The organism is Pontibacter sp. YIM B11418, assembly GCF_059278805.1.
The window spans coordinates 384,007-403,834 of sequence record NZ_JCAEMH010000002.1 but is presented as its reverse complement, the minus strand read 5'-3'; the positions used below and the strand labels follow the sequence as shown (position 1 = coordinate 403,834).

General features: G+C 51.1%; 13 protein-coding genes. 6 read left to right on the top strand and 7 right to left on the bottom strand.

Features of this window, described 5'->3' with window-relative positions; genetic code table 11:
- Positions 1-91: 91 nt before the first annotated feature.
- A complete protein-coding gene (locus AC4QZR_RS06130; RefSeq protein WP_494480111.1) occupies positions 92-2,527 on the bottom strand; it encodes a TonB-dependent receptor in 2,436 nt (811 codons plus the stop codon).
- A gap of 903 nt (positions 2,528-3,430) precedes the next feature.
- On the opposite strand from AC4QZR_RS06130, the gene AC4QZR_RS06125 reads away from it, so the two are divergent.
- The 3 genes from AC4QZR_RS06125 (at position 3,431) to AC4QZR_RS06115 (ending at position 4,746) form a co-directional block, all read left to right on the top strand.
- Positions 3,431-3,862: an STAS/SEC14 domain-containing protein gene (locus AC4QZR_RS06125; RefSeq protein ID WP_494480110.1), complete on the top strand. Its 432-nt coding sequence runs from the start codon at positions 3,431-3,433 to the stop codon at positions 3,860-3,862.
- A gap of 199 nt (positions 3,863-4,061) precedes the next feature.
- On the top strand, positions 4,062-4,331 hold the full coding sequence (locus tag AC4QZR_RS06120; protein ID WP_494480109.1) for a hypothetical protein: 270 nt from the start codon (positions 4,062-4,064) through the stop codon (positions 4,329-4,331).
- A gap of 106 nt (positions 4,332-4,437) precedes the next feature.
- The gene (locus AC4QZR_RS06115) at positions 4,438-4,746 is read left to right on the top strand and encodes a DUF6122 family protein (RefSeq protein ID WP_494480108.1); all 309 of its coding nucleotides are present in this window, start codon (positions 4,438-4,440) and stop codon (positions 4,744-4,746) included.
- Positions 4,747-4,953: 207 nt separating this feature from the next.
- On the opposite strand, the gene AC4QZR_RS06110 is transcribed toward AC4QZR_RS06115, so the two are convergent.
- Positions 4,954-5,595: a DUF3347 domain-containing protein gene (locus AC4QZR_RS06110; RefSeq protein ID WP_494480107.1), complete on the bottom strand. Its 642-nt coding sequence runs from the start codon at positions 5,593-5,595 to the stop codon at positions 4,954-4,956.
- 168 nt (positions 5,596-5,763) lie between these two features.
- Between AC4QZR_RS06110 and arsC the strand changes: the two genes are divergently transcribed.
- Positions 5,764-6,105 (top strand): arsenate reductase (glutaredoxin), encoded by a 342-nt coding sequence (gene arsC / locus AC4QZR_RS06105; RefSeq protein ID WP_494480106.1) that lies wholly within the window; start codon positions 5,764-5,766, stop codon positions 6,103-6,105.
- 72 nt (positions 6,106-6,177) lie between these two features.
- On the opposite strand, the gene tamL is transcribed toward arsC, so the two are convergent.
- Positions 6,178-8,556 carry a translocation and assembly module lipoprotein TamL gene (tamL, locus tag AC4QZR_RS06100; RefSeq protein WP_494480105.1) on the bottom strand — a complete coding sequence of 793 codons (2,379 nt, stop codon included), beginning with the start codon at positions 8,554-8,556 and terminating at the stop codon, positions 6,178-6,180.
- A gap of 7 nt (positions 8,557-8,563) precedes the next feature.
- Complete coding sequence (locus tag AC4QZR_RS06095; RefSeq protein WP_494480384.1) at positions 8,564-13,648, bottom strand: translocation/assembly module TamB domain-containing protein; 5,085 nt, start codon at positions 13,646-13,648, stop codon at positions 8,564-8,566.
- A 322-nt stretch (positions 13,649-13,970) separates the two neighbouring features.
- On the opposite strand from AC4QZR_RS06095, the gene AC4QZR_RS06090 reads away from it, so the two are divergent.
- The gene (locus tag AC4QZR_RS06090) at positions 13,971-15,236 is read left to right on the top strand and encodes a hypothetical protein (RefSeq protein ID WP_494480104.1); all 1,266 of its coding nucleotides are present in this window, start codon (positions 13,971-13,973) and stop codon (positions 15,234-15,236) included.
- Positions 15,237-15,245: 9 nt separating this feature from the next.
- Here AC4QZR_RS06090 and AC4QZR_RS06085 read toward each other — a convergent pair whose 3' ends face one another.
- Positions 15,246-15,716, bottom strand: a complete 471-nt coding sequence (locus tag AC4QZR_RS06085) for a YbhB/YbcL family Raf kinase inhibitor-like protein (RefSeq protein WP_494480103.1) — start codon at positions 15,714-15,716, stop codon at positions 15,246-15,248.
- Between the two features lie 319 nt (positions 15,717-16,035).
- Here AC4QZR_RS06085 and AC4QZR_RS06080 point away from each other — a divergent pair, with 319 nt between their 5' ends.
- Positions 16,036-16,170 carry a hypothetical protein gene (locus AC4QZR_RS06080; protein WP_256488587.1) on the top strand — a complete coding sequence of 45 codons (135 nt, stop codon included), beginning with the start codon at positions 16,036-16,038 and terminating at the stop codon, positions 16,168-16,170.
- Between the two features lie 123 nt (positions 16,171-16,293).
- Here AC4QZR_RS06080 and AC4QZR_RS06075 read toward each other — a convergent pair whose 3' ends face one another.
- Both AC4QZR_RS06075 and AC4QZR_RS06070 read right to left on the bottom strand, forming a co-directional pair.
- Positions 16,294-16,536 carry an acyl carrier protein gene (locus tag AC4QZR_RS06075; RefSeq protein WP_253404013.1) on the bottom strand — a complete coding sequence of 81 codons (243 nt, stop codon included), beginning with the start codon at positions 16,534-16,536 and terminating at the stop codon, positions 16,294-16,296.
- A gap of 96 nt (positions 16,537-16,632) precedes the next feature.
- Positions 16,633-19,812 (bottom strand): efflux RND transporter permease subunit, encoded by a 3,180-nt coding sequence (locus AC4QZR_RS06070; RefSeq protein ID WP_494480102.1) that lies wholly within the window; start codon positions 19,810-19,812, stop codon positions 16,633-16,635.
- Between the last annotated feature and the right edge of the window lie 16 nt (positions 19,813-19,828).

Below are 19,828 nucleotides of genomic sequence, written 5' to 3'. Positions count from 1 at the left end.
AGGGAGGCCGGCTATACCTGCTTTAAAAGAAACAGCCCCCGCAATTCGTGGTGCGGGGGCTGAGAAGGCTAACAAGTACTATTTATCTAATTTAATTCCCAGTTCTGTTGATCTCCTCCAGGCTATTGTTGCGTTTCTTCGCTTCGAAGTCTTTACCCTTTGCGAAATTGTAACGCAGGTTGATGCGGATGCTCTGGGTACCCTGGTACTGGTCGATGGCATTGAGGTTACCTTCCAGCATGGTTTTCACTTTCAGGACGCGGGTCTGAAAGATGTCGGTCGCGTTAAGAGCCAGCGTCAGGCGGTCGTCCATAAAAGTGCGCTTCAGGCCGGCATCAAGCCACCACTGGCTCTTGATCTCGTACAGGCCGTACACGGCTGGCCCCTGGAAGCCGGCGTTCAGCTCCAGGCGGATGTCCTTGGGCAGCTGGATATTCTGGTTGGACTGCACGTAAAACAGCACCTGGTCATTGATAACATCCTGCGCATTTACCTCTTTGGTATAACGCTGGTAGGCCAGGGTGGCCGTGTTGTTCATCTCCCACTTGCCTGAAAGCTGCACCGGTGCAACCAGCGTGGTATACAGGTTCTTGTAGCTCTCGATGTTACGCTGACCGAACACCGTGGTGTTGTCTTCGCTGTTGTAGGTCGGTATCTCGCCGATAAAGTCTGTGGTGATAGAGTAGCCGGCCATCAGGTTATAGCGCTCCTTCAGGGTCTGAGTGATCTCAAAGGAGTTAGTGTACTGCGGTTTCAGATTCGGGTTGCCCTGCGACCAGGTATAGGGATCGAGGTAGAAGATAAACGGATTCAGCTGGCCGTAGTAAGGACGGTTAATGCGGCGGCTATACTTGTAGCTTACCTGGTAGTTGTCGCTCACTTTCTGCTGCAGGAACAGGCTGGGGAACAGATCCAGGTAATTGCGTTTTTTGATATCCTTCAACGTGATAGAGTTGCCCTCGGAAGAGGTGTGTTCAGCACGAAGACCAGCCATTACTTTCCAGGTGTCGTTTAGTTTGGTAGAGTAGTTGGCATACCCGGCAAAAATATTCTCGGTGTACACAAAATGGCTGGTGCGGCGCGAGTCCAGCACCTGACGGCCGTCCGTTACCTCGTAGAAAAGCAGCTCGTTGTCAGACACCACATGGCTGGCCTTCGCGCCCAGTTCCAGTTTACCATCCTGGCCCAGTTTCTTGCCAAAGTCTACTTTCCCGGCCAGGATGTCGTAACCGGTTGGGTTAAAGCTGGTGAGGTGCTCCTGGCTTACGAGTTCATCGGTGCCCAGTACATACTGTCTGTTCTTGAACACAAAGTCCGTCTCGTCTGTGATGCGGGCATAGTCCACGTCAGCCGAAAGGGTGGTGCCTGCTGTGTCGAGTTTGCCGTTGTAGTGCAGGTTGAATGTGCCGTTGCGGTAGGTGCTCTTGTGTTCGTTGGTGGCGGAAATTTGTCGACTATCGGCTGTCTCCGGGCGGCGCAGGTCTGACTCCGTGTTAAAAATGCCCTCGTTGGAGTTGTAGAACAGGTTGCTCATAAAACCCACACTATGGCGCTCGTTGATCTCGTAATCAGAACCCAAACGCAGGGTAGGGCTGACGCGCTCACGCTCCTCTATACCTACCTGGTCGAAAAAGCTGCGTCCGGCCGGATCGTTGAACATTCGTTCCATCTCCATGTCACGGAAGTTGGTGCGGCGTGCGAAGTCCAGGCCAGCCGTAGTGTTCCACTTACCGCTCTTGTGGTTCAGGTCGAAGCCACCGTTGTACGAGTTCAGACGATTGTATTGGTAGCCCACGTACACATTGCCGTTCATGCCAAACGCTTCGTTCCTTTTCAGGTTGATGTTGATGATGCCGGATGCACCCTCCGCATCGTAGCGGGCAGATGGGTTGGTAATGATTTCCAGGTCCTTCAGGTTTTCAGCTGACATTCCCTGCAGCAGGTTCTGCAGCTGCTTGCCTGATAGGTACGACTGCTTGCCGTTGATCATGACCTGCACACCGGGCTTGCCGTTCAGGGTGATGTTGCCATCCTGGTCAATCCACACGCCCGGCGATTTCTCCAGCACTTCGTAGGCCGTGCTGCCTTGCGCCAGTCCAGTGCCTTCCACGCTCACCACCATCTTTTCAGCGTCGTTGGTAATAGTGGGGCGCATGGTCTGGATGGTCACTTCCTTCAGGGTTTTTACATCAGGTTTTAACTGTAGTTTACCAAAGTCACGACTAAAGTCGGGTCCTAACACTTCAAACGTCTCCGTTACCATTGGCAGGTAACCCAAACCGCTCAACTTCAACTTGTAGCTACCTTTAGTAGGCGTTTTGATGCGGAAGGCACCGTCCATCTCAGCAATGGTACCAGTCACGACTGCATCAGAGGAGGAAGAGAGCACAGCGACATTCACAAATCCCAGATCCTGCCCTTTTTCGTCCAGTATTTTACCTGTCAGCCAGCCTTCCTGTCTGGCTAAGACACTGTGAGATAAGGTAGTAAGGATTATAAGCGCGATGAAGTAAAATAATTTTTTCATAGTGTTATTTTGTTAGCGTGTATTGTAATAGGTTGATGCAAAATTATTGTATAGTACTTTGTTATGCAAGGTACTGTTTAGTTTTTTATATGAATCACCCCAAAATATCCGTTAACTGCGCTATAATTCGGACGAACGAGAATTCATCTTGAAGGAATTTGGTGAAAGCAACGGGTAGGTACCTGTTTCTAAGTCCCTTTTGCTGATAGATGGTAAAAGGAAGTGGTTAGTTGCTTTGCCTCTCATTAATTAAAGCAGAGGAACAAAAAAACCTCCAGTCTACCAGTGGAGGCAAACAGGAGGTTGTGAAGTTGGTCCGTTTAAAGTTCAGGACATGCTATCCCTTCGTGAGGCAGGAACAAATGCATTCACATTGATTAGGATACTTGCTTTTGATCAGCCGGAGCATGTATCGAAAAATAAAATAGTGTTCGTGCTGACGCTCTTTCTGGTCCAGGGAGTTCCTGTAATCCAAGGTCTCAAAGAGACTGGCTGTATCCTGGTAGAGGAGGTAGCTGTACACCTTAAAAAAACATTTTCTGACCCTTCGCTTTTTAACCCTCGCACCAGTCTCCTCGACCAGGGCACGTCTTAAATCTTTCATTCCCTTCCACCTCTTAATTGTGATAATGCTATTTAGTGCCGTATATTTTTATGCACGAAGGTTAAATCTACGAAGTGCAATCATTAGATAAAATGATTCTTATCACTTTCACTGTCAATGTGTTGAAAAAATACGTGGGCGGTTGCTTTGTAAGGCAAAATCTTCAATCTAAGTTCCTTTTGCATTGGAATACAGTAAGTTGGTAGTGTAAAATCTTAAATTTCACATAATAATAACAACAGACTAAGTATTTGTACGTTATATAACTATAACGATAAATAATATACCGTTATTAAGACATGAAATCACCGCCTTATTTCCAGATAAGCTATAACCCAAAACAAGGCCTACTTTCGAGCCAGTGGTTGCGGGTAGTAAACAGCACTGAATACCGGCAGGCACTGGTAAACGTATGCAAGCGGCTACGAAAGAGTAATGCCATGGGCTGGCTAGTAGACTTCAGCCACACAACTACACCTAATATGAGTGATCAGACCTGGACGATCGAACTGCTCGGTCACAGCCTGCCGCTGACCAAACTTCGCAAACTGGCGCTTGTGCTGCCCGACGATCTCTTTTTGGAAGTTGTTGTGGAGAAAGTTAGCAACAGCCTGCTCAGCATGTCCAACAACAAAGTGCAGATTGCCTACTTCGCCGATCCGTGCGCTGCGCAACAGTGGCTCACCTCCTCCAACGATCCTTGTGAGGGCTTATTCCGAAGTGCCCCTTAATAAGCCTGTCAAATTAGCCTTAAGTACCGCTCCACATTCGATTATTTAGCAGTAAGAGTGTCAGGTAATGTCATTTGCCTGATTTTACAATTTATTTGAAAAAAATCAGTAATAACATGAAATATTCCTGAACTTTTTATGAATAGTTCATGTAATAACCTTGCCAATAAGTTATAATCATTTGCACAAACTCACGACTATGAAAGAGCTTGAGAGAATCCAGAAAGCACTCCGACACAGCAACACCCTTGTATTGAAAGACCGGGAAAAGAATGTTGAATGTTCTTTTATAAGAGAAGGCCTTGTTTATGATAACTTCCCGATAGAAAACACCGTGCTGGCTTCAGCGCTGCAGGAAGCGAGCGTGAATGGCATTGTAGAAGGCTTACACTTTGAGCGACTTAGAAATACCTATGAATGGTTTGCGATTCGGGTTAAATCACGCATGCTCTTAGATACTTTGAAATAGTTAATTCCCATAGCTATAGAAAAAGCCCTCCGCTAAATGAAAGCGGAGGGCTTTTTTATGTTTGGTTAGCAGGTAACCTATACCTAGCGGATGCAGTACCTGCTGTATGACTTTATCCTTTGCGATCCATATCATCCTGCATATGACAGTGCCCGTACTGGTGGCGGTGCTGTTCTACAGAGATCAACTCCGTTTTGCTTCGCTTATGATGCTGGCAGGCTGGCTGATTGATTTTGACCATTTGCTGGTAACTCCCATCATCGACCAGGACAGGTGCAGTATTGGGTTTCACCTATTACACCGGTACTGGATTGTGCCAATTTATGCCATCCTGGCGCTCATCCCTAAAACCCGGCTGATCGGCCTGGGCCTGCTCATACATGTTGTATTGGATTGGATAGATTGTTATTTTTGAATTGAGTGGATTGGTGAATGAGTGATGGAGTGGTTGAGTGTTTTTGATTTAGTATTTGTGGATGAGAGATTGTGTAGTTGTGATAAATTATGAGAAAGCCAATAATTAAAAAGAGCTGATCAAATCTTTGATCAGCTCTTTTTAATTATTGGTTTGGGCTAAGTCCATAACCCATTTTTAAATTCACTAAATCACTCAATCACTCAATTAATTGATAACTTCCTCGTTGCTGCCACACTTGAGCATGCTGCTTCCAAAGTAGGGGTTACGGATTTCGGAATTTGTGCTCACCCAGTAGGCGCCCTGGTTGTTGTTTGCCATCGGGCAGTGCTGGTAGTATACTTTCTGGTCTGTGGCGCCAAATGCTTTGGTCAGCGAGAACACTGCTTCTGACAGGTCCTCCAACTGGTTGCGCTGCTCGCCCAAGTCGTTGGTGGCGGCAATGGCTGCGGCGGATTGGCGTACTTTTTCAACTTGTTCTTCTGCAAACGATTTCTGCTCCGGTACCTGCAGGGAGGCAACCGGCATCGCGTTCGCTGAGTTGAGGATGGTATTCGCAGCCTCTTTAGCTGTTTCTGGGTCAGACTCTACCATGGCATCTTTCAGGGCAATGTACTCGTCCAACAGCTGCGATAAATTGGCTTTCATAGGTTCTGCCACCGAATCAAAGGTAGGCGTTTCTACAACCACGGTGCCGGCTGCCGGTAGGTTGTCACCGTTTTCCATGCCGTCATGTTGCTCGTGGTCATACTCCTCGGTGGCGTCTGCCTGGTGCTGGCCGCTATCAGATGAACAGGAAGCGAATGCAAACATACCTACCAGCGCTGCAAATAATGTTGTCTTTTTCATAATGGTTTATCAGGAAATCGAAGTGTTAATTACAATTGTTTTATAAATCAGGCACCCTTGGCGGGCGATCCTTCTGCAAAGGTAAGCTTTTTAGCGAAATGGCGATGAAGTTACACCCTCAGCCTATCGGAGGCTTTTTCGTATCTTTGAGTAAATTAAATTTTAGAGATGATTACGATCTATCACAATAACAAATGCAGCAAAAGCCGCCAGGCGCTGGAGTTGCTGCGCGCAAAAGGAGTGGAGCTGCACGTAGTGGAATACCTGAAAGATACGCCCTCTGAAGAAGAACTGAAAGCCGTGCTCCACAAACTGGGCCTGCAACCCGAACAGGTGCTGCGCAAAGGCGAGCAGGTATACAAGGAGAATTTTGCTGGTAAAAGCTTTACCGACGAAGAGTGGTTGCAGATCATGGCTGATAATCCCATCCTGATCGAACGCCCGATTGTGGTGAAAGGCGACAAAGCGGCCATCGGCCGCCCGCCTGAAAAAGTGCTTGAGATATTGTAGCTCAGGTATGAGATATAAGGTATAGCCGCTTTTTACTGTTGCTATACCTGCCTGCTATACCTGATGCCTGCTTTAGAATGGATAGCCGATGGCAATGTTGAGCACCATGCCTTGCTTGCCTGGTTCGGGCTTGAACCTGAATTTAAAGTCGTCGAGTACGAAGCGGTCACCTTCTGGCAGGTATGGCACGCGCACAGGTATACCCAGGTCGAAGCGGATCACGAAGAACTCAATGTCTACCCGAAGGCCAAATCCTGTGCCTACTGCCAGCTCTTTGAACAGGTTGCCTGCCTTGAACTTAGGTTTATCCAGCAGCCCATCGCTGTTGTAAGTTTCGTTGATCAGCCAGATGTTACCGGCGTCCACGAAAACAGCTCCCCTGAAAAATCCGAATATCGGGAAACGGTACTCTGCATTTGCCTCCAGTTTAATATCGCCTACCTGGTCAAAAAAGGAGAAGGCGAGGGAGTCCGGCACGTTGTAGCTACCCGGCCCGATGCTGCGCGCCCGAAAGGCCCTGATGCTGTTCGGCCCTCCAATCGAAAACTGTTTCACATAAGGCATGGTCAGGGAGTTGCCATAGGGGTAGCCCACCCCTGCGATCAGGCGCGTCGCCAACTGGCTTGTTTTTGAAAAGTTGAAGTAGTAGCGGAAGTCGTTTTCGAGGCGCGTGTACTGCGAGTACGGCTGCCCGAAGATGGTGCGCGGTGGAATAGGCGGCTCTGAGGAATCGTCGCGCTTGTCACTGCCCAGCAGCGACTGCACCGCACTCACCAGGTTGCCCGACACATCGAGGGTGGTAGCATTGAAAAACTGGTGCGTTTTATTCTCCAGACTCAGCGTACTGAAGGTATGCTGGTAGATGGATCCGATGATAAATTGCTCCTCAAAACTACTTCTTAAAAATGGGTTCTCCTCAAGAATATCCATAAACTCGTCTGTCTGTTTGCCAAGGCGCACATACTGCAGGTTGATGGGGGTGAATTCGTGTGTGATCGTTTGCTTTGGGCGCCAGTTGTACCCATAGGAGGCGTTAAAGGAGTTCATCTGAAAGAACTGTACCCGGTTCAGGAAATTGTAGCCCAGCGTAATACGCGTATTGGGCACAAAGGCAGAGCGTAGGTTAGGCAGTTTGAAGGGTGCTACCAGCCTTGGGAAGGTGAGGCTGGTCTGTACCCCAAGCTCGTAGGAGCTGAGCCCGACCGGGTTCTCCTCCGGCGACTCGCCGCTGCTGACGACCCGCTGGCCCCCGACCTGGTTCTCGAACCGCCCTGTAAAATTTACGGTGAGCATCTCCGATCCTTTGAAAGCATTTCGGTTTCGGAATGATACGGAAACACCGGGTCCCGCCAGGTTATTGGATTTACTCACCATCTGTGCCTCCGCCCTAAGGGATTTTTTCATGTCAGGCGTCATGAAGATAAAAGCGTCCAGTCGGTCCTCTTTCAGAGTATCGCGCTCGTACTGGAGGTTCACGAACTTGTAGGCACTCAAGCCCGACAGCCTGCTTACAGTCAGCAGGTGGTTGCGCCGGCTGTACAAACTGTCCTTCGCTACAAAGAGGCCCGGCACAATATGCTTCGCCCGCACATAATTTTCGTTGGGAATGTAGTTGTAACCTTCAAAGCGTAGCGTATCGCTCACGGACAGGCTGTCGTTCAGAACGAAGTTTGCGTTGATGAAGATATCATCAATCTTATAGGAGCGCAGGGCGGGTGCCGGCATGTCGTTTTTGAGTCGCAGCACTACATCCACGCCTTTGTTGCCCACTGTGGTATCGGCACTGAAGATGAGCATATTGGGAGCAAAGAAGAAGTAGCCTCGGTTTTTGAGTGCCTGGTCTATCCGGGTCCTTTCCAGGATCATTTTATCCAGGTCGTAGGGCTCTTCCGGCTTGATCAGTGAGTTGGCCTGTAACTGCCTGATCTCTGCATGAAGGGGCAACGAGTCGCTGAGGGTATAGGCCATTTTCCGTATGCGGTAAGGCTCATGCACTGTAGCCTCCCAGGCAATGGTAGCTTTTTTCTTTTTGATGGTGGTATCGCTCTGCACGGTATTGTAAAAGTAGCCCCGGTTGTGCAGGCGGGCGCGCATCACTTCGTTGATGCTGGCAGTATCCACTTCCGATAGCAGCACAGGTGGCTCGCCCAGTTTAGTCTGTATCCAGTGTTTCAGGCCTTTGTCTTTCTCTGTGTAGAATGCGTTGTGGATCCAGAGCTTAGGGCGCATACCGAGGATCGAGGCGTTGGGCTTCGGGCGAACCGTGTTGCTCAGTTCGGTTTCCAATTCGGGGCCACGCTTGCTGCTGTCCTTCTCGTCGTTCACCTTCACCTCAAATCCGGCAAACAGGGCATCACCCTTCGGTACGGTTTTCGTGCTGCTGCAACCGGGCAGTAGCCAACTCAGTGCCAGACATAAAGCAATCAAGGTATAGCGTAAGGCTGTGGTCATAGGGGACTTATTCTTGTTCTTCTTTTACGACTTCTTCTACTTTCTCTTCAGCTTCCTGCTCTTCTTTTCGCTTCTCCCGCTGGTTAAACTTAATGGCCTCCTCCAGGCGACGTTCTTCTCTACGTGCCCCTCTGCTCTCCAGGCTTCGGAAAAGGTCGGAGAAATTGTCGTAGTCGCGCACAAAGATCAGGCCCACGCCGGTAGCCCGCACATCACCCTCCAGGAAGCCCTCGTACTGGTTGCGCTGGAAGGCGCGTACGCGCAGCCTGCCGTCTTTTGTAAGCGAGTATTCTACCGACACGTCCCCGCCGAAACCGCTCATGTTGCGCTGTTGTTCGCTCTGTCCTTCCAGCCCAACATCAGCACCAACACGCACCGTCAGGCGGTCATCCAGAAACTGCTGGCGCAAGGCCACGTTCAGGTCGGTGCGTCCCTCGGCTGAGCCGGAGGAGTAGTCTTCGTAGGAGCTCACACCCAGTTCCAGTCCGAGTCCGCCGGCATACCGGTTCGTCAACTGATTGAGTTGGTCTGTCATGACCTGGCTTAAGCTATTGCGGGCCGTAGAGCCCAAACCGCCACCACCGGAGCTCGACAGCGGGTCCTCTGCCATGAAACGGCCCAACACCAGCAGGGAGAATACCTGTTTGTTGAGTTCAGAATCACTCTGGCGCAAGGCACCCAGGCGGGCTTCCACAGTGCCATCCAAAGCCCCCCGCCGCTGTTCTTCCAGCTGAATGTCAAATCCGATCTCTGGTTTGAGTAACTCTCCGTTCAGGTTCACATATACCTCGAACGGTAATTGTGTACGATAGCGGTTGAGCTGGCCGGCATCTACGTCCAACTGATTAGACACCAGTTCCATAGGAGCCGCATCAATCCGGTAGATGGCTGAGATCTGCATGTTGGCCTGCATCGGGTCACCGGTCCAGTTGATATAGCTGCCTTTCGCAATCTCGAGTTTGCGTGACACCAGGTCATAAAAGTCCATGCTGTACATACCTTCTGTAATCTCATAGCGACCGCTCATGCTGATCTGTCCACTTGGCGTGATGCCGATGTAGAGGGGAGACGCATTGCCGCGCACGACCAGGTTATCCCCCGTGGTCGGATCTATCACAATGGTCACGGTGGTGGCATCCGTTACGTTGATCTGCGCGTCGACGTTGGCACCCATAAATCCGGCGGTCGTGTTTTCCTCAACCGCTCTTGCAAGTATGGCATTGAGTGAATCGTTGAGCGTGACAAATTCGACCACCCCTTCGCGCTCGGCAGCGGCCACCCCATCAGCCGGGATCACGGTAGTGAACGTGGAGCCATCGAGCACCGTCACGAATACTTCAATGTTTGGCGCCATCATATTGCCCGTTATACTGGCTTTCATCGCCATCTGCACATTGCCATAGAACAGGTCGTTGTCGTTGGCGGTGGAGTTCATGGCCAGGAAGCGGTCCGAACGCGCGCGCAGGTCGAAGGTATAGTCCGTGTAGTTCTGCGTTAGGATATTGCCGTTGATGTCGAGCGTGTTGCCCAGCGTGTCAGTTAGGGTGAAGTCGCGCATGCTGATGCCTTTCTCCGTGAACTCCAGCCGCTCGTTCTGTAAGGTATAGAGCGAGTTGAGCATGGTCAGGTTAAACTGCGCCTGGTTAAAATCAAGACCACCCCGGATAGCGGGCTGTGCCAGTGTGCCTGTGATGCGCAGCTTGCCGTTGGCGCTTCCGGCCAGTCTGTCTACCATACCTTGGGTGAAACCGCCGAACGAGGCCAGGTTCAGGTTGGCAATGTTGGCATCCAGGTTGAGCAGGCTCGTTTCAGGCTTCAGTTCGTAAGTACCACTTACCAGTACTTCGTTGCCATTGCCGGTCAGCCCCAGGTTCAAGTTATAGCGATTAGGGCCCGCTGTGTTGGCTTTCAGGGCAATATCGCCGATTGGTATACCTGTGTAGGCGAAGTCAGACAGGGTAAGGTCTGCGGTAAAGGCCGGATTGCCGGCCAGCAGATCCGTCAGCGTGGCGGTACCGTTCAGTACACCCGTCATCACGCTGTCCTGCTGTTGAAACGACGTCATGATATGGCCGATCTCAAAGTTGCCGAACTCTACCTGCAGCGGTGCATTCGGTTTAACCGGGCCCGTGCTATTGAGCAGTATATAGTTTCCGTTTCGCTCCAGTCGGATGTTCTGTGCATAAAGCAGGTTGGTGTCGAACTGCAGGTAGTTGTCCTGAGGTACCGACCAGGGCTCCCCATTGATGACGAGCTGCTTTGGATTAAAGGCAAAACGATAACCCGGCCCCAGGCTATTGAGCACGCCGCCAATTACAAACTGCTCCGCGCTGTCTGCGTCAGCCATGGCCAGTCGCACACTCATATCATTGTCGCGGGCTGCCCCGTTCAGGCTCACATTGTTGAGCAACAGGGAAGGGGAACGGATCTCACGCACGCCCAGGTTGTAGCCCATTTGCTCCCGGTTGCCGCGTACCTGAAGCGCCATATCCTGTATGTTATATTCGGTATAGGTCAGTTTGCTCACGTTCGCGTCCATGGCAAATTCCTGCGTCTCTCCGTTGTAGGAAGCCGTGATCGGACCATTTACCTGTAGTTCTTCCAGATCAGGCACAAAAGAGGCGATAATGTCCGGACGGCGAACGAGCATCGTAGCCTCAAAACTGCCCAGGTTGACGTTGGCCGGGTAGGGCGGATCAGGTTGAAGGTCGAAGTACGCAGAGAAGTGTTTAGCCAGGGCGGTAGGAAGCTCACCCAGATCATTGGCAAACCGCATGTCGGCGTTGAGGATGCTGGAGTTGAGCTCGATGGCAGTCCCCGGCATTTTCTGGATCAGGGTCAGCTGCAGCGAGTCGATGGGGTAGGAGACCCCTTGCAGACGCACGCGTACATTGTCGCCCTCTAGCGTGCCGCTGATATCGTTGGCATCCTTGCCGGCAAAGCGACCCCGCAGCTGCCCCCGCACGCCGAGCTCCTCTTCATAAAAATTGAGTGCTTTCAGGTCGACGCCTTTCAGGTCCAGGTCAAACACATACTCCCCCCGCTGGGCATTGCGCATATTAAAGTCGCCTTTCAGGTCGAAGTTCAGGTTCTCGTCGCGGGCGCGGGCGGCTACCTGGTACAGGTTGCGATTGATGCGGGCGTCCACGTCGACATTGTTATAGGCGTAATTGTTGTAGTTGGCCTCTTTGATGTGGGCCTTCACATCCGCGCGCATGGTTTCGGGACTTAAGCCGGTACCACGGGCTGTTGCCTCAAAAGCGACACGTCCTACACCATAGTCTTCTGTAAAGAGCTGCTTCAAATCAAAGCCCGCGGTTTTGACGGTCGCCCGGAAGGGCTCCGCTCCGGCTGGTCCCTCGTCCATATCCACAACGGCATTCAGGTTGCCAAAGGAACTTTTGATCGCAGCGTTCAGATCGAAGTTGGTCAGCGTGCCGCTATACCTGCCCGTCATGCTCAGGTTATTAGGAATCCTGATCTCAGGCGGAATCGTGCCAGGAGGGGCCAGTGCCAGGATGTCGGTGCGGGTGGTGGCCAGGCGGTTGATGTTGAGGTTCATGGCCAGGCGATCCGGGTCCATTGCATGGCGCACGTTGCCACTCACGTTCACTGCTGTACCCTGTAGACCGGCAACCTGCAACTGCTGTATGCTGATATTGTCCATTGGACCCTGCGCGCGTCCGTCGAGTCGAATGGTGGATTTTGCGATTTTGCGGAACGAAGGGTTCTCGGCAAGATCAGGCGCAAAAAGCAGCACATCCTGCATGCCGATGCGACTGTTGTCAATGTCGAGGTCCAACTGAACGGCGTCCAGATTATCGGTCAGGTCATCCCAGGAGGTATAGCGCAGTGACAGGTCTTTGCTGATACGGCTATTTCCGGTCTGCAGATCGAGGTTGGCCAGTCTGGCGTGCGTAGAGTCGAGCGTGATGTCAGATTGAAAATTGTTAACCTGGAAGCCACTCTGTTCCTTGAGCTTGAGTTGGTTGAGTTGCATGCCCATCTGGTTCAGACTATACCTGACGTCCTCGGCATCCATTTCGATGTTGGTGAAACGCAGGTGGTTGTAGTCCATCCCGCGCGCCTGCCGGGGCGCATCGGCATTCTCCATACCTGCTTCCAGTCCGCTTACGTTCAGCTTCCCCAGGTTCAGTACCCATTTTACCGGCTGGCCTTGAGTCTTTTCCACTGACTCATCCAGTTTGCGCACTGTTTCTGCCGGATTCACGGCCAGCGAATCAGTTGGTACCATTTTCTTTTGCACATAGAGCACCTTGGAGTCGTGCAGGTCGAAGCTGCGCAGGTCGATGCGGGCATTGGGCAGGTCGATGTCCTCAACGGTCAGCTCTGATTTGCCAAGTTTCAACTCAATGCGCTGGTCGGCAGGTATACTGACGTAGTTCAGGGCAAAGTTCTCCACTTCCACGCCGTTCATGTCAAAGTCAAAAGTAATGGGCTCCGGCTCTGTTACAGGCGGCAGTTTGGACTGCACATAGCTTATACCGGTGTTGCGCAGTTCTATTTCATCCAGCCGGTAGGTTTCCTCTTCCAGGTTCAGTTCTTCCATGGTGGTGGTCAGCTGGCCCACCCTTGCCCGGATGTGGTTGCCGCCTGCTTCGTCGTTGAAGTTGACATACACGTTCTCGAGGTTGATCAGCCCCAGGTCCAGCTGCATGGCCCCGGTCGTGTCGGCAGGCTGGGCGGCCGTGGTATCGGTTGCGAAAGCCTCCATTAGGAATTCGAAGTTGGACGTGGAGTCAGGGCGGATGTGCAGGTTGAGGGTGGCCTGCTGCAGGTCTATTTTACTGATGTTGATTCCGCCACTCAAGAGTGACCATACCTTAAGGTCCAGTCCGAGGCGTTGGCTATACCAGAGCGTGTCCTGCTGCTGGTCTTCCATGTACACATCTTCCAGCACGATGGCATTGCGCCAGTCAGTCTTAAAACGCCCGATCTCCACCCGCGTGTCGAGCATGCCGGACAGGTATGAGGCTCCTTTCTGCGCAGCAAAATTTTGTACTTTCGGGATTTGCAACGCGATTATAATGAGCAATAAAAGCCCCACTACGATGGCGAGGAACCACAGTATTACTTTGGCAATGATCTGTCCGATATGTTTAGCTGATGCGATAAGTCTGGTATTTATTTTTTGACTTTACGCAGGATTGCTAACAAGGATAGAATTTTTTACTAATGGCAGTCGTTGCGAAAATCCAGGCTTGCCGTGGAATAAAATTACTACCTTGCTTTACGCTGCGATCCCTAGCGGGCGCAAGTTGAAATATTTAGTGAAGGTTATGTTGTAACTGACTAATAGACAAACTACTAAATACAATTAGAGTACACTAGATAAGGCTTACTTTATTGCATTCTTTATGGCAGGTTCAGCTATACCCCCCGGGTTTGAGGATATGTTAAATTTTGGATTAGTGGAGGCCTTGTTGGGGCGTAGGTCGCGCCGCTTTTTCAGAGGTGCAGAGATTCCGGACGGGGTATTTGCCTACAGATCGAGGCATGAACCCATGCCGCTCTCAGAACTGGAGAAGCTTCTCGTGGTGACTGCCTGCGCAGGCAATACGGGTTGGCACAATATGATCTACCGCGCCCAGCGTTATGCTCCCTACCTCTCGAACTATGCAGGCGCAGCAGGAGGGCGCACTTTCCCTTCGGCAGCGGGCTTTCATACTTCCATGACTTTCTTTACGGATGACTCAGGCGTGTACGTCCTAAACAACCGGGACGCGCCCGCATCCGCCGATAGGGCAGCGGACGGCTCCATCGGGCTTGAAGATGTGCTGCAAGCCATGCAGCGTTACGTTACCAAATTACAGGACGGCCGGTTGAAGCTTCCTTCCGAGGTGCCATTTGTAGAAGCGCATAATACCTGGGTGAGCAATAGGCCCGGCACACTACTCGTCATTCCAGTGGCAGATCTGGCGCAGCATATGCTGCTGGGCCTTTGTTATATGCTGCAGAACGGACTCGTACTCTACGACGACATCAACAAACGGCAGATTCCAGGTATAGACCGTTTCAAAGCGCTAGCCGATCCGGATAGCACGTGGCCGATCACGTTTGTCGAACAGCTTTCGCTGGCGGAGGTTTCTGTTGAGATGTCGACCTCCTGCTACGCGGGGTCGCTGATGCTGCAGGCCATGGGGCTCGGCGGCTGGCTGTATGATGGCATCGATCCAATCAGTGTGTTAGGAGCAAGCGGCGTTGCGGGAGTAGATGGACTTGGTTTCCGTTACGACACCGATGACCGGTGGCCCTACCCAAACCCAACCGGGCTGGACGGGGTGATGGAAGCGCACTGTCCGCCACACTATGCTAATATGCGCGCTGCTGTGGATACAGTTTGTGATCGTAAATTCGGCAAAGGGGGGCCCTATCACCCGGCGACTCCGGGTCCGTGGAAAGATTCAGCAGGAGTGAGGCAAGCTGCGCAGGTACACGATGAAACGTTCAGGGAATGTGTGGCGCTACAGGCACAGTATGTGTATGATACGTTTGGCAAATTTCCAGGCACCGTGCCGTCGGTTTTCATCTGCACTTATCTGCAGGCGCATCATCTCGATCTGGAATTTTACGACAAGTTTTATCAGCCCGGTGCTTACCTGCACACGCACGCTAACCACATCAGGCAATGGCACCCGGATCACTCACAAAATCAGTAGAACTTTTCCTTAGGCCATCATCACGTTATAGCGACTGTACACGCCCATCAGTTCGCCCATAGCCAGCACATGCGGACCAAGCACGCGGAGCAGGCCCTGGCGGCCAGTGCCTTCTTTGATGTTGAGCATCACGTCCAGGGCGTAAATTCTGAAGTAGTAGTGATGCAAACCCTGCGGCGGGCAGGGGCCTCCGTAATGTAGCCTTCCAAAATCGTTGGTGCCCTGTATACCTGGCACATCACCTTCTTCAATCAGATTGGTGGGAGGTATGTTCCATACCAGCCAATGCGTCCAGATGCCCCGCGGCGCATCAGGGTCCTCTACAATTACCACTACACTTTCTGTATACTTAGGCAGATTTCGGATTTCAAGCGGGGGACTGATGTTCTCGCCGTCACAGGTATAGCGGGTCGGTATCCGCTCCCCCTGCGAAAAGGCAGGACTTGTCAGGTATAGCTTTCCTTGTGTTCTCGGCTGCATAGCGTTTCAGTTCCGGTTTAGTGTAAGTGTAACTGTCGTTCAGGTGGGTGGGTAAGGAAAATGGTGGCACATTAGTAGGAGTAATATTTATATTATAACTTTGTTTACTTATAAAGGTTGGGTTTTTAAATAAAAAAAGGTATATATTTACTAATAATTTTATAAGTTTATACCTCTATTAGCTACAAATCAGTTTAGATTCTTAAACCAGACAGCTGTTATTAAATTTTTTTGAAAATTTTTTCGTAAATAATTGAAAATTAGTCAGAACCTATTAACTTTCGTATATAAGGAAACTCGGATAAAAAAGCATGGGGTTATGGAGATATTTATCATCTTGACGGTACTGGCGATTTATGCAGTAGGCTACCTGTTGTACTACATGTATGGCAAAGAGGAGCGAAGCGACCGGAAGTACGACCGCTATCAGAAGTACGACCGTTACCAGGTATAAAGAGGAATCATACTGTTTGTGTATGCAGTCCCCGGACATTGCCCGCAACTGTTGCGCCATTAAAAAAGGTGCAGGTTAAAGTCCTGCACCTTTTTTAATGAGTCAATTAGGAAATTTGCTTGTCTAACTTGCTTTGCTGAGTTGGAGATAGTTCACCAGATCGTCAATAGAGTATACCGGAATTTCGTCCGGAATAACGACGCTGTACTTTTTCTCTACAGCCAAAATAATATCTACTACATCAACTATATCCATTCCATTTTCCCAAAGTCCTTTGGGGCCGGAAAGTTTATGGGGGGCAATTGCTTTTAACCTGCTAACCAGGCTAATTACCTCTTTGTAGAGGGTAGTTCTAGGATCTGCCATATGCATTATCATAAAGGGTAGTTTGGAACTTCGCCTTCCCCTTATCTCCTCCTGTCACTTTAACTGACAGGAGGAGAGGGGAGTGACATTAAGATCTTAGTGTGCAAACTCGTGTGCCATTTTCTTTTCTTCGAGCTCCCTGGTTTCGTGCTCCAGTTCTTCCAGCGATTTCTCTTCCAGTACAATTACTGTTTTCTTGTCCCAGCCAAACTTAGCGAGGATGCGGTCGAAGCCGTAGTAGATGATCGGCACCACGATCAGGGTAAGGAACATAGATGAGCTCAGACCACCGATCAAAGCCCAGGCCAGACCGTTTTTGGTCGCGGCCACGGAGCCACCCGCGAGCGCAATCGGCAGCATACCGATCACCATCGCCAGCGTCGTCATCAGGATTGGACGGAAACGGATTCGTACCGCTTCGGTCAAAGCTTCTTTTACTTCCACGCCTTCGTCTTTCAGCTTGTTGGTAAAGTCCACCACCATAATGGCGTTCTTGGCTACCAGACCGATCATCATAATAATACCCAGGATCGAGAAGATACTCAGCGACTGCTGTGCCAGCGCCAGGGCCAGCAAGGCACCAATGATCGCCAACGGTATAGAGAACAGTACCACCAGCGGGTACACGTAAGAATCATACAGGGCCACCATGATCAGGTACACGAAGATGATAGAGGCCAGCAAGGCAACACCCAGCGTGCCGAAGCCTTCGCTTTGGTTCTTCAGGTTACCACCGTACTCAATGCTCACACCCGCCGGCATGTCCACTTCTTCCATCAGCGCCTGGATGTCGGCACCCACTGTACCTGTCGGACGGCCGATTACCTGCGAGTTCACGTTAATGGACGTCACGCGGTTGTAGCGCTCGAGCTGCGACGGACCAGTTGACTGGCGTATGTCGGCAAACTGACCAAGGCGCACCAACTGCCCCGTGTTGTTCACAAAGGATAGGTTGGCAATATCAGTCACACTGCGGCGGTCAAACTCATCGAGGCGGATGTTGATGTCGTAGTCTTCGGTACCGGAACGGAACGTTACGTCGGAGTTGCCGCTAAAGGCCAGCTGCATGCTCGCACCCACGTTCTCCAGCGACAGGCCTACATTGGCCATCTTGTCACGGTCCACCACTACTTCAATCTCCGGGTTACCACCTTCTACCGACATTTCTACGTCGGCCGTACCTGCCACACCTTCTACCACACGCATTACCTGCTGCGAGAAAGCCATTACACTGTCCAGGTTAGAACCTGAGATGATGAGCTGAATAGGGGCCTGTGAGTTACCTACAAGACCTACCGGTACCGGCGTCACTTCCACGTTCGGAAGTTTGCTCTCGATGTCGGCCTTAGCCTGACGGCTGAACTGGTCGGTGCTGAAGATACGCTCCTTCACGTCCACCAGCGTAACGGATACCTCCGCTTTGTAAGCCGTGTTCTGGCCCTGCTGCGCCGATGAAGTGGTACCTACGGTGGTAAACACTTTCGATACTTCCGGGAAACCCTCTAAGTACTGCTCTACCTGGCGCGTTGCAAAGTTGGTTTGCTCCACAGTGGAGTTCTTAGGCAGCTCCAGCTGTAAGCTCACTTCACCACGGTCACCGGCAGGTATAAAGTCCGAACCGATAAAGCCGAGTGGCACCAGCGCAAAAGAAGCGACAAGCAGCAGGATCGTTACCGCCAATGTAATGAACTTGTGATTAAACGCCCACTTCAGGGCTGCTGTAAAGCCATCGATGATGTTGTCCAGGAAGCGCTCGAATGCCAGAATAAAGCGTCCGAAAATGTTCTTGTCCGAGATGTGCTCCAGGCGTGAGAAACGGCTGGCCAACAGCGGAATCAAGGTAAAGGCTACGAACAATGAGATCATCGTCGATACGGCTACCACTACAGCAAACTGACGCAGAATGTCTGATACCAGTCCTGATGAAAGGGCAATAGGTATAAACACTACTGAGATTACTAGGGTGATGGATGTTACGGTCGCCATGATCTCGCGGATACCGTCGTATGCAGCCTGTGCCGGCTTTTTGCCCATTTCCATGTGGCGGTGAATGTTTTCGATCACCACAATGGCATCATCCACCAGGATACCCACCACAAGCGAGAGTGCTAGCAGCGACATCAGGTTGAGCGAGTAGCCAAACAGGTACATGAAAATAAAGGTCGCCACCAAAGAGGCAGGTATAGAAACCATTACGATCACCGCATTTCGGAACGAGTGCAGGAACAGCAACATCACAACCGCCACCAGGATGATTGCGATCATCAGGTCGTGGAGTACGGAGTCGGCAGCCTCCAAGGTAAAGTCTGAAGAGTCGTTGGCAATGTTGAAGTTCAAGCCAACGTTAGCGTATGTCTTCTCCAGGTCAGCCAAGGCTTCCTTCGTCAAACGGCTCACCTCTACGGCGTTGGCGTCTGACTGCTTCTGAATCGTGATACCAACCGATGGACTGCTGTTCACGCGCGTTAGTACTTCAATGTCTTTCTGCGTATCCTGTACCTCGGCCACGTCAGCCAGGCGCACAATACCATTCTGGTCTTCACGAATAATCAGGCTGCGTAACTGGTCCAGCGACGCAAACTTTCCTGCCAGACGGATCTGTGTCTGTCCGCTTTCCTGCTTGATCTTTCCGGTAGGGAAGTCGAGGTTGGAGTTACGGATTTTCTGCTGCACCTGCAGGATGGAGAGGTTGTAGGCCTCCAGTTTGTTGGCGTCGATGTTTACTTTGATCTCACGCTCCTGGCCACCCAGAATTTTGATGGCAGCCATACCTGGTATGCGCGACAGCTCCGGCTTGATCTTCTTGTCGATCAGGTCGTAGAACTCAGTCGGAGACATGTTGGCGGTCGCACCCATTTTGATGATCGGAAGGTCGTCGAGGTCAAACTTGTTGAGCGTAGGTGACTCCGCATCATCGGGCAGGTTGGCCAGGATGGTGTTGATCTTTCGCTGCGCATCCTGCAGGGCCAGGTCCACGTTAGTGCCCTGGTTTAGCTCTACCACTATAATAGAGAAACTCTCAAGAGAGGTGCCGCGCATGGTCTTCACGTTCTCGAGTGACGACAGGGCTTCCTCGATCTCCTTGGTCACCGAGTTTTCTACCTCGTTCGGAGAGGCACCCGGATAAATGGTAGAGATGGTGAGCACCGGTGGATTGAACTTCGGAAGAAGCTCGTAGTTAAGCGACTGGTAGCTCGCAACACCAAGCAGTGTGAGGACCGTGAAGACCACGACCACCAGGGTTGAGCGCTGTATCGATATTTTGGTTATGTTCATTTTTTTTTGTTCTTAA